Origin of the sequence: Plantibacter sp. CFBP 8804 (assembly GCF_014841225.1) — a bacterium.
GTDB classification, from domain to species: domain Bacteria; phylum Actinomycetota; class Actinomycetes; order Actinomycetales; family Microbacteriaceae; genus Plantibacter; species Plantibacter auratus.
The window spans coordinates 616,727-632,866 of sequence record NZ_JACYTU010000001.1; the positions used below are offsets into that span (position 1 = coordinate 616,727).

Consider the following 16,140-nt stretch of genomic DNA (forward strand, 5'->3'; position numbering starts at 1 on the left):
GCTCAGTCGGTCGGCGCCTCGTCGGCGGACGCCGCACCCTCGGCCTCATCCTCGGCCGGGGCGTCCGGCTCGCCGAGTGCTGCTGGACCCTCGGAGACGAGCAAGGCGAACTGCTCGGCGTCGATGATCCGCAGACCGAGTGCTTCGGCCTTCGCGAGCTTCGACCCGGCACCCGGGCCGGCGGCGACGAAGTCGGTCTTCTTCGAGACGCTTGACGCCGCCTTCCCGCCCGCCTGCACGATCGCTTCCAGCGCACCCTCCCGGGTGAAGCCCTCGAGCGAACCGGTGGCGACGACGGTGACACCGGACAGCACACCACCGGCCGCGACCGCCGCGCCGGGCCCCGGGTGTCCGGGTGTCGCCCACTGCACGCCCGCCGCAGTCCACTCCTCGACGATCTCGCGATGCCAGTCGACCTCGAACCAGGCGATGAGGGCGTCGGCGATGATCCCGCCCACGCCGTCGACCTCCGCGAGCTCATCGCGGGTGGCCGCACGGATGGCGTCGAGCGAGCCGAAGTACTCCGCGAGTGACCGGGCGGCCACCGGGCCGACGTGGCGGATGTTCAGTGCCACGAGCAACCGGGCGAGCGGGCGGGTCTTCGCGCCGTCGAGGTTGGCGAGGAGTTCGATCGCGTTCTTGGACGGCACCGAGGACTCGTCGCCGTCGAACTCGTCCGCGGCCGGGTCGTACACGCCGTCCTTCTTGGCGCGTCGGCGGCGGAAGGGCGTGACGCGCTTCTCGGATCCGTCCTCGTTGAGCTTGGGCAGCCCGGTCTCGTTGTCGCGGACGATCACGGTGACCGGGAAGATGTCGGCCATCGTGAGCGAGAAGAGTCCGGCCTCGGTCGTCAGCGGTGGTTCCGCGGGCTCCACCGGCTGGGTGAGCGCCGCTGCCGCCACCTCGCCGAGCGCCTCGACGTCGAGCGCGCCACGGGAGCCGATGTGCTCGACGCGTCCGCGCACCTGCGCCGGGCAGCTCCGCGCGTTCGGGCAGCGCAGGTCGATGTCGCCCTCCTTCGCGGGGGCGAGGGTGGTACCGCACTCGGGGCAGTGCTCGGGCATGACGAACTCGCGCTCTGAACCGTCGCGGAGCTCGACGACCGGGCCGAGGACCTCGGGGATGACGTCGCCGGCCTTCCGGAGGACGACGGTGTCGCCGATGAGCACCCCCTTCGCCTTCACGACGTCCTGGTTGTGCAGGGTCGCCTGACGCACCTCGCTGCCGGCGACGAGCACCTTCTCCATGACGGCGAACGGGGTGGCGCGACCGGTGCGCCCGACGCTCACGACGATGTCGAGGAGCTTCGTGTTCACCTGCTCGGGCGGGTACTTGTAGGCGATTGCCCATCGCGGAGCACGACTCGTCGCGCCGAGCTCGCCGTGGAGCGCGAGATCGTCGACCTTCACGACGACGCCGTCGATCTCGTGCTCGACGCTGTCGCGGTGGGCGCCGAAGTACTCGATGAACTCCGCCGCACCGGTCGCCTCGTCGTGGACCCGGTAGTGCGAGGAGGTCGGGAGCCCCCAGCTGTGCAGCAACTCGTAGACCTGTGACTGCCGGGCGACGGGCGGCTGTTCCCACGCGCCGATGCCGTGGACGAGCATCTGCAGTCGGCCGAGCCGGTCGTGCATGAGTGCGAGCTGGGCCGGGTTCTTGCTCTCCGCCTTCTGGCGCAGGGAACCGCTCGCCGCGTTGCGCGGGTTGGCGAAGACCCGTTCACCGGCCGCCGCCTGGTTGGCGTTCAGTTCGCGGAAGGCCTCGACCGGGAAGAAGATCTCGCCCCGGACCTCGACGACCTCCGGGAACTCGACCTCGGGGTCGGACGACGTCAGGCGATCGGGGATCGAACGGATGTACCGCACGTTCTCCGTGACGTCCTCGCCGACGACGCCGTCGCCGCGCGTGGCCGCGCTCACGAGGCGGCCGCGCTCGTACCGGAGGTTGATGGCGAGGCCGTCGATCTTCAGTTCGCAGAGGTACTGGACGGACCCTCCGGCGTCGCGCTCGACCTTGGCGGCCCAGGCGAGGAACTCCTCGATCGAGAAGACGTTGTCGAGGCTGAGCATGCGCTCGAGGTGGGTGACGGGGGCGAACAGCGTGGTCTCGGCACGCCCGCCGACGGTCTGGGTGGGGCTGTCCTGGCTCTGCAGCTCGGGGAACAGACGCTCGAGCTCCTCGAGCCGCCGGAGCATCGCGTCGTACTCCTCGTCGGAGGCGAGCGACTCGTCGCGCTCGTAGTACGCGTCGCGGAGCTCGAGGATGCGCGAGGTGAGTTCCTCGGCCTCGGTCGATGCCTGCTGGAGGGTCTGTCCGGTGCTGTTCGCCACGGCGTCCAGTCTACGAGCGGCGTCCGACACCGGCGGGCGCTTGACACCCGGCACGTCCTCCCGGATGTGCGCAACGGGGTCGGGATGGGTCTCATCGAGGAGTATGGTGTCGCAGTGCCGCAGGAACCATGCGCGCGGAATCGGAGGAACCATGTCCCAGTCCAGCAGTCCGGGAACGGGGGCGGCTCCTACCAGCAAGCAGCTGACCGCGCGCGTCATCGGCATCTCCGTCTCGGCCGCGGTCGGTGGCTTCCTCTTCGGGTTCGACTCCTCCGTGGTGAACGGCGCGGTCGACGCGATGCAGGACCACTTCGCGCTCAGCGAGGCACTCATCGGCTTCGCGGTCGCGTCAGCGCTGCTCGGTTGCGCGCTCGGCGCCTACCTCGCGGGCCGGATCGCAGACAGCCGCGGCCGCATCTTCACGATGCTGCTCGGTGCCGGTCTGTTCTTCATCTCCTCCTTCGGAGCCGGCTTCGCCTTCTCCCCCTGGGACCTCGTCATCTGGCGCATCGTCGGCGGACTCGGTATCGGCATCGCCTCGGTCGTGGCTCCGGCGTATATCGCCGAGATCGCGCCGAGCGCCATCCGAGGTCGTCTCGCCTCGCTGCAGCAGCTCGCCATCACGCTCGGCATCTTCGCCGCGCTCCTGTCCGACTCCGTCCTGGCGGGCGCCGCCGGCGGCGCCTCGAACCCGCTGTGGTTCGGCGTCGAGGCCTGGCGCTGGATGTTCATCGCCTGCGCGCTCCCGGCCGTGGTCTACGGCGTGCTCGCGATGCGGCTCCCCGAGTCGCCCCGGTTCCTCGTCCGCAAGGGCAAGTCGGACGAGGCCCGTCGGATCTTCGCGACCGTCTGGCCGCAGGAAGAGGTGGATCGCGCCGTCAAGCTCGCCGAGCAGGCGGTCAAGGACGATGAGCAGCAGAAGAAGGCGACCCTCTGGGGCGGACGCTTCGGGCTCCTGCCGATCGTCTGGATCGGCATCATCCTGTCGATCTTCCAGCAGTTCGTCGGCATCAACGTGATCTTCTACTACTCGACGACGCTGTGGAAGGCCGTCGGGTTCCAGGAGTCCGACTCGCTCCTCATCTCGGTCATCACCTCGGTGACGAACGTCGCGGTCACCGTCGTCGCCATCCTGCTCGTGGACCGGATCGGTCGACGGCCGATCCTCCTCGCGGGTTCCATCGGTATGACGGTCTCGCTCGGCGCGATGGCGATCGCGTTCACGCAGTCGATCACCGACAGCGCCGGCGAGGTCTCGCTGCCCCAGCCGTGGGGCACGATCGCCCTCGTGGCCGCCAACGTGTTCGTCGTCGCGTTCGGCGCGTCGTGGGGACCGCTCGTCTGGGTGCTCCTCGGCGAGATCTTCCCGAACCGCCTGCGCGCGAAGGCACTCGGTGTCGCGGCGATGGCGCAGTGGATCGCGAACTTCCTCATCACGGTCAGCTTCCCGGCCCTCGCCGCGTTCTCCCTGCCGGTGACCTACGGCATGTACGCGCTGTTCGCGCTCCTCTCGTTCGTCTTCGTCCTCGCGAAGATCCCCGAGACGAACGGCCTGACGCTCGAGGAGGCGGAGACGCTCTTCGTCAAGAAGCCCAAGAAGTCCAAGGCGGGCGCACAGACCCGATCCTGACGACCGACGCGGAACGCCCGACGAGCCTGCCNACTGACGGTGCGGTCGATCGTGAACTGGCCGAGGACGCGCGTCCCGCTGTACAGCACGGCGGTCTGTCCGGGAGCGACGCCGTCCAGCGGTGTCTCCGGGTGGACGACGAGCTCGCCGTCGACGAGCGTCAGTGCGGCGGGGACCGGGTCGGCGTGCGCACGGATCTGGACGTCGCACGGGATCGGTGCGACACCGACCTCCGGCGTCCTCCCCGCCCAGGTGAAGCGCGAACCGGCGATCTCGCCGATGGCGAGCGCCTCCTTCGGCCCGACGACGACCGTGTTGTCCTTCGGACGTACCTCGAGGACGAAGCGCGGACGTCCATCCGGCGCCGGCACGCCGAGGTGCAGGCCCTTGCGCTGGCCGACGGTGAAGGCGTGGGCACCCTCGTGCGAACCGACGACGGCTCCGTCTCGGTCGAGGACCTGACCGGTCTCGGTGCCGACCCGCTCCCCCAGCCAGCCCTTCGTATCGCCGTCGGGGATGAAGCAGATGTCGTGGCTGTCGGGCTTGTTCGCCACCGTGAAGCCGCGCTCCGCGGCCTCGGCTCGGACCTCGGCCTTCGACGGTGTCGCGCCGAGCGGGAACATCGAGTGCGCGAGCTGTTCGGCGGTGAGCACGCCCAGGACGTACGACTGGTCCTTGGCCCAGGCACTCGCGCGGTGCAGCTCACGATCACCCTCGGGGCTCGTGACGATCGTGGCGTAGTGACCGGTCACGACCGCGTCGAACCCGAGGTCGAGCGCCTTCTCGAGCAACGCCGCGAACTTGATCTTCTCGTTGCAACGCATGCACGGGTTCGGGGTCCGGCCGGCGCGGTACTCGGCGATGAAGTCGTCCACCACGTCGAGCTTGAAGCGCTCCGAGAAGTCCCACACGTAGTACGGGATGCCGATCAGGTTCGCCGCACGCTGGGCGTCCATCGAGTCCTCGATGGTGCAGCACCCGCGACTGCCGGTCCGAAGCGTGCCCGGCATCCGGCTGAGCGCCAGGTGGACGCCGACCACCTCATGGCCTGCGTCGACGGCGCGTGCCGCTGCCACGGCGGAGTCGACTCCGCCACTCATCGCTGCCAGAACTTTCACCGGGCAAGTCTACGCGCCAGCCGCTGGACGGCCACCCGCAAGCGGTGACGAGACGGCTGCTCAGGGACGAGTGCCCAGCGCCGTGTCGCGGTCGGCGGAACCGGCCCGACTCGCCTGTGCGTACGCGCGCGGCAGGGCCTGGAGGAAGTCGTCCACGTCCGTCTCGGTCGTCGTCCGACCCAGCGTGATCCGGAGGACCGATCGGGCCTCCGTCTCCGGGCGTCCCATCGCGAGCAGGACATGCGACGGTTCCGGGACGCCGGCCTGGCAGGCGGAACCCGTCGAGACCGCCACCCCTGCGAGGTCGAGGAGGAAGAGCATCGAGTCTCCCTGTGCGCCGGGGAACACGAAGTTCGCGTTCGACGCGAGTCGCTCGCTGGGATCGCCCGTCAGCTCGGCCTCCGGAACGGTCGCCCGCACGCCGGCCACGAGTCGGTCGCGCAAGGTGCCGAGACGCTCCTGCTCCGCGGTCCGCTCGAGCGCCATGAGCTCCGCGGCGACGGCGAATCCGACGGCTGCCGCGACGTCCTGCGTGCCGGAGCGGAGTCCGCGCTGCTGTCCGCCACCGTGCTGCAACGGCTCCACCACGGCTGCGCGGCTCACGACCAGCGCTCCGATCCCCACGGGACCACCGATCTTGTGCGCGGAGACGCTGAGCGCGACGAGACCATTGGCACCGACCGATCCGGATGCGGCGCGAAGGTCGGCGAGGTCGATGGGGAGGTGTCCGTAGGCCGAGACCGCGTCCAGGTGGAACGGCACCGCGGCCGCTGCGGCGAGCGCCGCCAGCCGGACGACGGGCTGGATGGTGCCGACCTCGTTGTTCGCCCAGAGCGCCGTCGCCACGGCGATGTCGGGGCCGTGGTCGGCGAAGCGCTCGGCCGCCGTGTCGAGTGAGACCCGGCCCAGGTCGTCGAGCGGGATCCAGAGCGGGGATGCGCCCTCGTGGCGCTCGAGCCATTCGACGGTGTCGAGCGTGGCGTGGTGCTCCCCCGCGGGTGCGAGCACGGCGGCACGGCGTCGATCCTGCTGGCGGTGCCAGTAGAGCCCCTTGAGAGCGAGGTTGATGGATTCGGTGCCGCCGGAGGTGAAGACGAGCTCGATGGGGTCGCACCCGAGGGTCGCCGCGACCCGCTCACGTGCCTCTTCGAGGAGGCGGCGGGCCTGTTGCCCGGGGCCGTGGATGGAGGCCGGGTTGCCGACGGTCGCCATGGCGGACGCGTAGGCCTCGATCACCTCGGATCGCACCGGGGTCGTCGCGGCGTGGTCCAGGTACACCACCATGCCGATCCTCCCCTCGCCGCGGTGTCCGCGGATCTTCGCGCACTCCCGCACTCACTACTGTAGAACCCATGAACGCTGGTGACCCCTTCCACGATCTCGGCGTCCGCCTCGGCCCGTCCGGTGGTGAGCTCCGTGTGTGGTCCGAGCACGCGGATGCCCTCGAACTCGTGATCTTCGACGACAAGGATCTGAACTGGATCACCCACTCGGTCGAGATGACCCGCGACGACGACGGGGTCTGGAGTGGGAGTTCCGAGGAGCTGGTGCTCGGCCGACGCTATGCGGTCCGCGCCTCCGGGCCGTCCTCGCCGAACAACGCCTTCGACCCGAGCCTGCTGCTCCTCGACCCCTACGCCCGAGGGCTCGCCCGGGTGTCGGCCGAGCAGTGGCGTTCTGTCGTCGTCGACGACGCGTTCGACTGGGGCGGCGTCCAGAAACCCCGTGTCCCGCTCGACCGGACCGTCGTGTACGAGGCGCACGTCAAGGGGCTGAGCAAGCTGCACCCGGATGTCCCGGAGGAGCTGCGAGGCACGTACGCGGGCCTCGCTCACCCCGCGATGATCGCGCATCTGCACGATCTCGGCGTGACGAGCGTCGAACTGCTGCCGGTGCACGCGTTCACGTCTGAGCAGCGTCTCATCAAGCAGGGCCTCGTCAACTACTGGGGCTACAACACCCTGAACTTCTTCAGTCCACACGCCTCCTACGCGACGAAGACGGCTCAGGCGGGTGGCGCGGACGAGGTCCTCCGCGAGTTCAAGGGAATGGTGAAGCTGCTGCACGAGGCCGGCCTCGAGGTCATCCTCGACGTCGTCTACAACCACACCGCCGAAGAGGGGCCCGGCGGCCCCCGCACGAGCTTCCGCGGCATCGACAACGCGACCTACTACCGTCAGGACGCCACCGGCGCCTACATCGACGTGACGGGCTGCGGCAACACCGTGGACTTCGGCCACCCGGTCCCCCAGCAGCTCGTGCTCGACTCGTTGCGGTACTGGGCGGACGAGGTGCAGATCGACGGCTTCCGGTTCGACCTCGCTGCGACGCTCGGTCGGAACGAGGCGGTCGAGTTCACGCCCGACCACCCCCTGCTCGAGGCGATCGTCCACGACCCGTCGCTCGTCGACGCGAAGATGATCGCCGAGCCCTGGGATGTCGGGATGGGCGGCTGGCAGACGGGGAACTTCCCCGCCGGTTGGCACGAGTGGAACGACCGGTACCGGGATCGCGTCCGCAACTTCTGGCTCTCCGACATCGACTACGCGAGACGGGCGGACGCCCCGGTCGGGATCGGAGGGTTCGCGACCCGTCTGGCCGGATCGAGCAACACCTTCTCCGCTGAGCGCGGTCCGCTGGCTTCCGTCAACTTCATCACGGCCCACGACGGGTTCACCCTGGCCGACCTCGTCTCGTACGACGTCAAGCACAACGTCGGGAACGGCGAGTCCAACCGCGACGGGACGGACAACAACCGTTCCTTCAACCACGGTGCCGAGGGCCCGACGGACGACCCCGCGATCCTCGCCGCTCGTCGCAAGGCGATGCGGAACCTGCTCGGCACGCTCCTGCTGTCGGCGGGTGTCCCGATGCTCACCGCTGGCGACGAGTTCGGGCGGAGTCAGCGCGGCAACAACAACGCCTACTGTCACGACTCCGAGCTGACCTGGGTCGGATGGACGAGGGAGCCCTGGCAGGACCAGTTGCTCGCGCACAGCCGCCGGCTCCTCGAACTCCGGCGCGAACACCCCGCCCTCCGACCGGAGCACTTCGCCGCCGCCGGGACGACGGTGCCCGGCGCGAGCGTCATGGACTGGTTCGACGCCTCGGGCGCGACCATGAGCACCGAGGACTGGACGAGTCCCCGGAACCGGACACTGCAGTTCTTCTCGACGAGCACGCCGGAGTCCGAGGAGCTCGACCGCGTGCTGCTCATCGTGCACGGCGTCGAGCAGCCGGTCGAGGTCACCCTCCCCGAGCACGAGGGCGTGACCGCGTTCGTGCGCATCTGGAACTCCGCGGACGACGCACCGACGTCCGAGGAGGAGCAGTTCGTCCCCGGCCAGACGGTCCCGGTCTCGGCCACGTCGATGCAGCTCTTCCGAGCCGTCTGACGATGGCGAAACGCAGGGCCGAGGGTGGCGGCACCCCGGCGACGGTGACGTTGACCTCGCTGGGCATCCCGTTCACCCCGCGCTCCTACCGACACGACCCGTCGGTGACGGCTTTCGGTCTCGAAGCCGCCGCTGCGCTCGGGGTCGACCCTCCCAGGGTGTTCAAGACCCTGCTGGCGGAGGTGGACGGGTCGCTCGTGGTCGCGATCGTCCCGGTCGCCGACCAACTCGACCTCAAGGCGCTCGCGACGGCCCTCGGCGGGAAGCGGGCGACGATGGCGGACCCTGCCGTCGCCGAGCGGAAGACGGGCTACGTGGTCGGCGGCATCAGCCCGATCGGGCAGCGCACCGCGCTCCCGACGGTACTCGACGAGAGCGCCTTCGAGCACGAGACGGTGTTGGTCTCAGGTGGTCGGCGCGGGTTCGACCTCGAACTCGCCCCGTCCGACCTCGGAACGGCCGTCTCCGCCGTCGTCGCGCGGATCGCCCGATAGTCGGATCCCTCGACGCACCGGACCGAGGGACGCACCGGCGCGTCGGAGGAGATCGCCCTACTGGTCCGCCACGGCGACGAGCCCGAGTTCCGCGGGGGTGAGGAGCAGCTCGTGTCTCGGCACGATGCGCACCGTGTACCCGAACCCGCCGGCCCGATCGAGGGGAAGCGTCCCGGCGTACTCGAGCGTGTGCTCCGGCCGACTCGTCGACGGGGACTGCTGTTGCTCGAGCGGCTGCGTCCGGATGTCGAGCAGTTCTCCCCCGGCACCGGGTACTCCGCAGACCACCTCGACGGTCACGTCCTCCGGTGCCAGCGATCCCAGCTGGACGTAGGCGCGCAGTCGCAGCACGTCACCGACCTGCGGGACCGCGTCGACACCGCCGCTCTCGACATGGGCGACCGCCAGCTGTGGCCAGGCCTCGCGCACCCGCTGCTTGTAGGCCGCAAGCTCGCGCGCCCGCTGCTGATCGGACGCGTTCAGCTCGCGCTCCATCGCCGCCGCCGGGAGGTACATGCGCTCGGTGTACTCGCGGACCATGCGGTCGGCGCTGAGGGGTTCGGACAGCGTCGAGATCGTGTGTCGCACCATCTGCATCCAGCGCTGCGGCAGACCGTCGTCCCCGCGCTCGTAGAACCGCGGCACCAGCTGGTGCTCGAGGATCTCGTACAGCGCCGTGGCCTCGAGGGCGTCGCGTTCCTCGTCGTCCGCCGCCCCGTCCGCCGACGGGATGACCCAACCGTTCTCGCCGTCCGCGTACTCGTTCCACCATCCGTCGAGGATCGACAGGTTCAGGGCCCCGTTGAGTGCGGCCTTCATGCCGGACGTCCCGCAGGCCTCGAGCGGACGCAGCGGGTTGTTCAACCACACATCACAACCGGGGTAGAGCGTCTTGGCCATCCCGATGCCGTAGTCCGGCAGGAAGACGATGCGCGATCGGAGCTCGGGGTCCTGGGCGAACTGCACGAGGCGCTGGATGAGCCGCTTGCCGTCGTCGTCCGCCGGGTGTGCCTTGCCCGCGACGACGATCTGGACGGGCCGTTCGGGGTGGAGCAGGATCGCCCGCAGTCGATCGGGATCGCGCAGCATGAGGGTGAGCCGCTTGTAGCTCGGCACGCGCCGGGCGAACCCGATCGTCAACACCTCGGGGTCGAGCAGTTCGTCGATCCAGGACGGGAGCACCGCCTGCGGGTTCTGGCTCCGATACCCGTCGGCGATCCGACGCCGCACGTCGGCGACGAGGCGCTCCCGCATCCCGTGCTTCCGCGACCAGAGCTCGGCGTCCGAGAGCGACGGATCGGACCAGTCCGCTCGACTCGTATCGGTCGTCCCCCACCGGTCCACGGCGAGGTCGACGAGCGCCGGATCCGTCCAGCTCGGGGCGTGGACTCCGTTCGTAATCGACGTGATCGGCACGTCCGAAACGTCGAAGCCGGGCCAGAGGCCTCGGAACATCGCGCGGCTCACCTCGCCGTGCAACCGACTGACGCCGTTCGCGCGCTGCGCCAGACGCAGGCCCATGATCGCCAGGTTGAACACGTCGGCCGAGCCGCCGTTCGCCGTCTCGTCGCCGAGTGCGAGGACGTCCGGTGCGGCGACGCCCGGGAGCAGGTCACCGCTGAAGTAGCGCGTGATCACCTCGCGGTCGAACCGGTCGATCCCGGCCGGAACGGGGGTGTGCGTCGTGAAGACGGTCCCGCCCCGCACGAGCTGCAGCGCCTCGTCGAAGGAGAGTCCGTTGCCGACGAGGTCGCTGATCCGCTCGAGCCCCAGGAAACCGGCGTGGCCTTCGTTGGAGTGGTAGACCTGCGGCAACGGGTGGTCGGTGAGCTCGCTCCACTGCTTGATCGCTCGGACGCCGCCGATGCCGAGGAGGAGTTCCTGCAGCAGTCGATGCTCGCCGCCACCGCCGTACAACCGGTCCGTCACCCCGCGCAGGTCGGCGACGTTCTCGGGGATGTCCGTGTCGAGCAGCAGCAGTGGCACCCGACCGACCTCGGCGATCCAGACCCGTGCCGACAGGCTCCGGTCGTCGGGGAGCGCCAGGGTGACGGTGACCGGTGTCCCGTCCGGTTCCCGGAGCACCGTGACCGGGAGTCCGTCGGGGTCCTGCACGGGATAGGACTCCTGCTGCCAGCCGTCGTTCGTGATCGACTGCGCGAAGTATCCGGAGCGGTAGAGGAGACCCACGCCGACGAGCGGCACACCCAGGTCGGACGCGCTCTTCAGGTGGTCGCCGGCGAGGATGCCGAGGCCACCCGAATACTGCGGCAGGGCCGCGGCGATACCGAATTCGGGCGAGAAGTAGGCGATCGTCTGCGGTTTCGGGTCCGGGAGGCCCTGGTACCACCGCGGCTCCTCCAGGTATCGGCGGAGGTCGGCGTGCAAGGCGTCGGCCCGGCCGACGAAGTCCGCATCGGCGGCGAGTTCCGCCAGTCGCTCCGGTGTCACGAGTCCGAGGCCGCTGATCGGATCGTGGTCGGACTCGCGCCAGACGTCCGGTGCGATCTCGTCGAACAGGCGCTGCGTCGGCTCGTGCCACGACCACCGCAGGTTCGCAGCGAGGGCGGTGAGCGAGGTCAGGGACTCGGGGATGAGCGCGCGGACGGTAAACCTGCGGATAGCCTTCACGCGCTCACTCTATGGCAACCGCGGAACGCACCCGAACGCTCATCGGGCGGCCACCCGGGACACGGCAGCGCCCAAGGCCCTAGCATGACGCGCGACACCCCGCGCGCCCCTTCATCGGTGGTCGTTTCGCGGTACGGTCGGACCAGTGGCACCGAAGGAGATGGAACGCACTATGCCGAAGTCAGTACCGCAGTCCTCCACCGTCGACGACGCCGTACCGGTGTCGCTCACGCTGTCCCCGAGCATCGGGCGCATCCCGATCCTGGATCCGACGCCCTCGGTCGAAGGTGGCCGTTGGCCGGCCAAGGCGTTCTCGGGCGAGGTGGTGCCGTTCGGCGCGACCGCGTTCCGCGAGGGACACGACCTCATCGGCGTCGAGCTTCTGCTCACCGATCCGCGCGGGAAGACGGTCGCGCATCGGATGGCTCCGGGCGCCCCGGGCACGGACCGCTTCGAGGTCGAGGTCCAACTCGCGACCGAGGGCACCTGGCGGTACCAGGTCCGCGCCTTCGCCGACGAGTTCTCGACCTGGGAGCACAACGCCCGGGTCAAGATCGAGGCCGGCGTCGACGTCGAGCTCATGTATCTCATCGGCGCGGAACTCCTCGAGCGCGCCGCGACGGACAAGCTCCGCCCGGCGAAGGACCGCCGCTTCCTCACCGCCGCCGCCAAGCTCCTCCGCGACACCGACGCCGAGCCGGCAGCCCGGTTCGCGGTGCTCGACGACCCCGAACTCCTGGCCATCGCCGACCGCCGACCGTTCGCCGGTCTCGCGAGCACGAGCGACGAGCGCGTGGTCCGCGTCGAGCGGACCCGGGCCGGCGTCGGTTCCTGGTACGAGTTCTTCCCGCGGTCGGAGGGTGCCGAGCGGAACCCGGACGGCTCCTGGACGTCGGGCACCTTCCGCAGCGCAGCCGGTCGGTTGCCGGCCGTCGCCGCGATGGGGTTCGACGTCCTCTACCTGCCGCCCATCCACCCCATCGGCGTGACGTTCCGCAAGGGGCCGAACAACACCCTCACGCCCGGCGAGCACGACCCGGGTTCCCCCTGGGCGATCGGTGGTTCCGCGGGCGGTCATGACGCGATCCATCCCGACCTCGGCACGGAGAAGGACTTCGTCGCCTTCGTCCGCCAGGCGAAGAAGGTCGGCCTGGAGGTCGCCCTCGATCTCGCGCTGCAAGCGTCGCCGGACCACCCCTGGGTGACCGAGCACCCCGAGTGGTTCACGACCCTCCCCGACGGCACGATCGCGTACGCCGAGAACCCGCCGAAGAAGTACCAGGACATCTACCCGGTCAACTTCGACAACGACCCCGAGGGCATCCGGGCCGAGGTGCTGCGCATCGTCCGGCACTGGATCTCGCTCGGTGTCCGCATCTTCCGCGTCGACAACCCCCACACCAAGCCGCTCGACTTCTGGGAGTGGTTGCTTGCGACCGTCAACCGGACGGACCCCGACGTCGTGTTCCTCGCGGAGGCCTTCACCCGTCCGGCCCTGCTGCAGGGTCTGGCGAAGGTCGGGTTCCAGCAGAGCTACACCTACTTCACGTGGCGCAACACGAAGGAGGAGCTCGAGGAGTTCCTCGGCGCGGCAGCGACCGAGACCGCCGACTTCCTCCGGCCCAACCTGTTCGTCAACACGCCGGACATCCTCACCGAGTACCTCCAGTTCGGTGGCCGGGCGGCGTACAAGGTGCGTGCGGCGATCGCCGCGACCGCCGCTCCGACGTGGGGGGTCTACGCCGGGTACGAGCTCATCGAGAACGTCGCCCGTCCCGGTGCCGAGGAGAACATCGACAGCGAGAAGTTCGAGTACCGTCCGCGGGACTGGGCCGCTGCGGAAGCCGCCGGCACCTCGCTGTCGCCGTACCTCACCCTGCTCAACCAGATCCGGCGTGCGCATCCCGCCCTCCGGCAGTTGCGCAACATCAGCTTCCACTGGAGCGACGACGACCAGATCCTCGTCTTCAGCAAGCATCTCGACCAGCGGTTCACCGGCACCGGTGAGCACGACACCCTGCTCGTCGTCGCCAACCTCGATCCGCACTCGGTCCGACAGACCATGGTGCACCTCGACCAGACCGTGTTCGGTGGCGCCCCGGGCGGCAGCTTCGACGTCACGGACCTCGTCACGGGGGCCGAGTGGATCTGGTCCGACAGCAACTTCGTGCGCCTCGACGCCTTCACCGAGCCCGTGCACATCCTGAGCGTGAGGATCCGACCATGACGACCAGCCCTGTGACCCCAGACGGTGCCGCTGCACCGAAGCGCTCCGGCCGTCGCGCCGCACCGATGCCGGTCGACGCCACACCGGCGCCCCGGGAGCTCCCGCTCCCCTCCGTCGAGGACTGGATCCTCGACGCCGTCGCGGAGGGCCGCTATCACGATCCGCACCAGATCCTCGGCCAGCACCTCGTCGACCTCGGCGGGGTGAGCGACCCCCTCGTGGTCGTCCGCGCCAGACGGCCGCTGGCCGAGCAGGTGACGGCGGTGCTCGCCAACGGTGCGCGCGTGGAGCTCGCGCACGTCCGCGCCGGCATCTGGCAGGGCTTCCACGTCGACGGCATCATCGACTACACGCTCGACGCCCGCTACAGCGACGGGTCGATCTGGAACGCCGACGACCCGTACCGGTTCGCGCCGTCGATCGGTGAACTCGACCTGCACCTCATCGGCGAGGGTCGCCACGAACGACTCTGGGACGCACTCGGCGCACACGTCACCGAGCTGCGTGGGGTCACCGAGTCGGTCGCCGGCACCGCGTTCACCGTCTGGGCACCCCACGCGCGCGCGGTCCGGGTCATCGGCGACCTCAACTCCTGGGACGGCACGGCGCACGCCATGCGCAACATGGGTGCGACAGGTGTCTGGGAGTTGTTCATCCCCACCATCGGCGCCGGTGAGCTGTACCGCTTCGAGATCCTGACCCAGCACGGCGACTGGGTCCGTCGGTCCGACCCGATGGCCCGGTTCACCGAGCGCTCCCCCGCCACCGCATCCGTGACCGGTGTCAGCGACTACCGCTGGACGGACGAGGCGTGGCTCGATCGGCGGGCCGCGAGCGATCCGCACAACGGACCCATGAGCGTCTACGAGCTGCACGTCGGCTCCTGGCGTCCCGGGCTCGGCTACCGGGACCTCGCGGACCAGCTCATCGAGTACATCGCGGAGCTCGGCTACACGCACGTCGAGTTCATGCCACTCGCCGAGCACCCCTTCGGCGGCTCCTGGGGCTACCAGGTCACCGGCTACTACGCGCCGACCAGCCGCTTCGGTTCGAGCGACGACCTCAAGTACCTGATCGACCGTCTCCACGGCGCGGGGATCGGCGTCCTCATGGACTGGGTGCCCGGCCACTTCCCCAAGGACGAATGGGCCCTCGCGAACTTCGACGGTCAGCCCCTCTACGAGCACCCCGACCCGCGACGTGGCGAACAGCCGGACTGGGGCACCCTCGTCTTCGACTTCGGGCAGCCCCAGGTCAAGAACTTCCTGGTGGCCAACGCCCTCTACTGGCTCGAGGAGTTCCACGTCGACGGCCTACGCGTCGACGCCGTCGCCTCGATGCTGTACCTCGACTACTCGCGGAAGGACGGCGAGTGGCTGCCGAACGTCCACGGCGGGCGTGAGAACCTCGAAGCGATCAGTCTCCTCCAGGAGGCGAACGCGACGGCCTATCGACGGAACCCCGGGATCGTGATGATCGCCGAGGAGTCGACGAGTTGGCCCGGCGTCACCGCGCCGACGAGCGAGGGCGGACTCGGGTTCGGCCTGAAGTGGAACATGGGCTGGATGCACGATTCGCTCCAGTACATCGAGCACGACCCGCTCTACCGGTCGCACCACCACGGCGAGATCACCTTCTCGATGGTCTACGCATTCAGCGAGAGCTTCCTCCTGCCGATCAGCCACGACGAGGTCGTCCACGGCAAGGGGTCCCTCCTCGCGAAGATGCCCGGTGACCACTGGCAGCAGCTCGCGAACATGCGGGCCTACCTCGCCTTCATGTGGGCCCACCCCGGCAAGCAGTTGCTCTTCATGGGCCAGGAGTTCGGTCAGCCCTCCGAGTGGTCGGAGGAACGCGGTCTGGACTGGTGGATCCTGGACCAGCCGAGCCACCGGGCACTGCTCGGCCTCGTGTCCCGACTCAACGCCGTGTACACGGAGCACCCGGCCCTCTGGGCCCTCGACCACGACGCCGCCGGCTTCGAATGGCTCGACGCCGGGGACGCACAGAACAGCGTGCTCTCCTTCCTGCGCTGGGACGACGACGGCAACGTGATCGCCGCGCTCGTGAACTTCTCCGGTGCCCCCGTCGGGCCGTACCGGGTCGGTCTGCCTCGCGCGGGTCGGTGGGAGGAACTGCTCAACACCGACGCCGTGGAGTACGGCGGATCCGGCGTGGGCAACTACGGATCGATCGAGGCGTCGGCGTCACCGTGGGCGGGACGCCCGGCTTCCGCCGAGCTCACGCTCCCTCCGCTCGGCATGATCTGGCTCAAGCACGTCGGCTGACCAGGCTTCCGCAGCACCCGGATGCAT

8 protein-coding genes and 1 pseudogene are annotated in these 16,140 nt (G+C 69.5%); 5 read left to right on the forward strand and 4 right to left on the reverse strand.

Annotated features, from left to right (window positions below):
* Positions 1 to 2: 2 nt before the first annotated feature.
* On the reverse strand, positions 3 to 2,330 hold the full coding sequence (ligA, locus tag IFU11_RS02900) for an NAD-dependent DNA ligase LigA (protein ID WP_192018116.1): 2,328 nt from the start codon (positions 2,328 to 2,330) through the stop codon (positions 3 to 5).
* A gap of 151 nt (positions 2,331 to 2,481) precedes the next feature.
* Here ligA and IFU11_RS02905 point away from each other — a divergent pair, with 151 nt between their 5' ends.
* On the forward strand, positions 2,482 to 3,960 hold the full coding sequence (locus tag IFU11_RS02905) for a sugar porter family MFS transporter (RefSeq protein ID WP_191940897.1): 1,479 nt from the start codon (positions 2,482 to 2,484) through the stop codon (positions 3,958 to 3,960).
* Between the two features lie 32 nt (positions 3,961 to 3,992).
* On the opposite strand, the pseudogene mnmA reads toward IFU11_RS02905, so the two are convergent.
* Both mnmA and IFU11_RS02915 read right to left on the reverse strand, forming a co-directional pair.
* Positions 3,993 to 5,078, reverse strand: a pseudogene (gene mnmA / locus IFU11_RS02910) (tRNA 2-thiouridine(34) synthase MnmA); the annotation flags it as partial.
* Positions 5,079 to 5,138: 60 nt separating this feature from the next.
* Positions 5,139 to 6,362: a cysteine desulfurase family protein gene (locus IFU11_RS02915; RefSeq protein ID WP_192018117.1), complete on the reverse strand. Its 1,224-nt coding sequence runs from the start codon at positions 6,360 to 6,362 to the stop codon at positions 5,139 to 5,141.
* A 68-nt stretch (positions 6,363 to 6,430) separates the two neighbouring features.
* Here IFU11_RS02915 and glgX point away from each other — a divergent pair, with 68 nt between their 5' ends.
* Positions 6,431 to 8,473, forward strand: coding sequence for a glycogen debranching protein GlgX (glgX, locus tag IFU11_RS02920; RefSeq protein WP_192018118.1), 2,043 nt, complete (start codon positions 6,431 to 6,433; stop codon positions 8,471 to 8,473).
* A 2-nt stretch (positions 8,474 to 8,475) separates the two neighbouring features.
* A complete protein-coding gene (ybaK, locus tag IFU11_RS02925) occupies positions 8,476 to 8,967 on the forward strand; it encodes a Cys-tRNA(Pro) deacylase (protein ID WP_192018119.1) in 492 nt (163 codons plus the stop codon).
* A gap of 57 nt (positions 8,968 to 9,024) precedes the next feature.
* On the opposite strand, the gene glgP is transcribed toward ybaK, so the two are convergent.
* Entirely contained in the window at positions 9,025 to 11,598 is a 2,574-nt protein-coding gene (glgP, locus tag IFU11_RS02930; RefSeq protein WP_192018120.1) for an alpha-glucan family phosphorylase, read from the reverse strand.
* 172 nt (positions 11,599 to 11,770) lie between these two features.
* Between glgP and IFU11_RS02935 the strand changes: the two genes are divergently transcribed.
* Both IFU11_RS02935 and glgB read left to right on the forward strand, forming a co-directional pair.
* Entirely contained in the window at positions 11,771 to 13,825 is a 2,055-nt protein-coding gene (locus IFU11_RS02935; protein WP_192018121.1) for an alpha-1,4-glucan--maltose-1-phosphate maltosyltransferase, read from the forward strand.
* 65 nt (positions 13,826 to 13,890) lie between these two features.
* Positions 13,891 to 16,113 carry a 1,4-alpha-glucan branching protein GlgB gene (gene glgB / locus IFU11_RS02940; RefSeq protein ID WP_192018361.1) on the forward strand — a complete coding sequence of 741 codons (2,223 nt, stop codon included), beginning with the start codon at positions 13,891 to 13,893 and terminating at the stop codon, positions 16,111 to 16,113.
* The last annotated feature ends 27 nt before the right edge of the window (positions 16,114 to 16,140 follow it).

Excerpts from the sequence above, each read along its gene's own strand:
- IFU11_RS02905 (WP_191940897.1), top strand. The coding sequence starts at position 2,482 with ATGTCCCAGTCCAGCAGTCCGGGAACGGGGGCGGCTCCTACCAGCAAG.
- IFU11_RS02915 (WP_192018117.1), bottom strand. The coding sequence starts at position 6,362 with ATGGTGGTGTACCTGGACCACGCCGCGACGACCCCGGTGCGATCCGAG.
- glgX (WP_192018118.1), top strand. The coding sequence starts at position 6,431 with ATGAACGCTGGTGACCCCTTCCACGATCTCGGCGTCCGCCTCGGCCCG.
- ybaK (WP_192018119.1), top strand. The coding sequence starts at position 8,476 with ATGGCGAAACGCAGGGCCGAGGGTGGCGGCACCCCGGCGACGGTGACG.
- IFU11_RS02935 (WP_192018121.1), top strand. The coding sequence starts at position 11,771 with ATGCCGAAGTCAGTACCGCAGTCCTCCACCGTCGACGACGCCGTACCG.
- glgB (WP_192018361.1), top strand. The coding sequence starts at position 13,891 with ATGCCGGTCGACGCCACACCGGCGCCCCGGGAGCTCCCGCTCCCCTCC.